Origin of the sequence: Paenibacillus foliorum, assembly GCF_013141765.1 — a bacterium.
In the GTDB taxonomy this organism is placed as follows: domain Bacteria; phylum Bacillota; class Bacilli; order Paenibacillales; family NBRC-103111; genus Paenibacillus_S; species Paenibacillus_S foliorum.
This window is the reverse complement of record NZ_WHOD01000076.1, coordinates 1-1,166: the sequence shown is the minus strand read 5'-3', so window position 1 is coordinate 1,166 and position 1,166 is coordinate 1. Positions and strand designations below refer to the sequence as shown.

Below are 1,166 nucleotides of genomic sequence, written 5' to 3'. Positions count from 1 at the left end.
GGGTCAGTCTAAAACTTATTTTACAAGAAATAGATCATTTACTATTACAATTGGATGCATGAAAGTCAGGTTCGATCTATACTTGTCGGATGACAAGAACATTATCTCATTAAATGTCGCGTAAATCGCAGCATTTTTGTTTTATGGGATAAAGTTCTTGTCAAATCTCAATGACAAGAACTTTATCTCATTCCCGACAATGGTTACATAACGTAAAAGTATTAGGGCTTTCTATTTTGGCAGAGTAATACATCCGCTTCACCTACAATATGATGAGGATAGAAAGAAATCTAAAGAGGTGAGCCAATGGCAGTCGTAAAAGCCAGGGAACAAGATATTAATATGTTGGCAAGGTTGCTTCGAGCTGAAGCTGAGACCGAAGGCGAAACGGGCATGCTCCTTGTTGGAAATGTTGGCATTAACCGAATAATAGCGAATTGCTCCGATTTTAAAGGAATCCGGACAATTCCCCAAATGATCAACCAGCCGCATGCGTTCGAAGCGTTGCAACATGGTATGTACTATCAAAACGCAAGAGAGAGGGAACGCCGTCTGGCGCAACGGGCTGTAAATGGGGAACGGAATTGGCCAGCAGAATTCTCCCTATGGTATTTCCGCCCAGGAACGTTCGATAATCCCGGACCATGTCCGCCAACTTGGTATAATCAACCGCTCGTAGGACGATGGAAGAAGCACTGTTTTTATCAACCGACCGTGGAAGAATGTGAAAGTGTATATAATACGTATTAATTTTATAAACGAAAAGAGCACAGGATCTCTTCTTAACCTGACTTGTCACAGCCGGATTATGGTAATTTTATTTTAACTTCATATAAAAATGCAGGCTTTGACTGTGTAACATACAAATTATTAAAAACAACGTCAAAATTTTTGACGTTGTTTTTGTGTCGGGAATGGGATAAAGTTCTTGTCATTTATGACATCAAGTTCTTGTCAACCGACCGACGACGACGACAATTGTCGGGTGACAAGAACATAGTCCCATTAATTGCCGCGTAAAACGCGGTCTTTTTATTTTATGGGATCAAGTTCTTGTCACGAGCCAATGACAAGAACTTGATCCCATTCCCGATTTTGACAAGAACTTGATCTCATTCCCGACGGCTCAGGTCGGAGACTTTATAATTGGCCAGTGGATCGACTGC

1 protein-coding gene is annotated in these 1,166 nt (G+C 41.1%); it reads left to right on the top strand.

Annotated elements, in window-relative coordinates; all coding sequences use genetic code 11:
* The first annotated feature begins 306 nt into the window (after positions 1-306).
* Entirely contained in the window at positions 307-750 is a 444-nt protein-coding gene (locus GC093_RS21205) for a cell wall hydrolase (RefSeq protein ID WP_171653909.1), read from the top strand.
* The last annotated feature ends 416 nt before the right edge of the window (positions 751-1,166 follow it).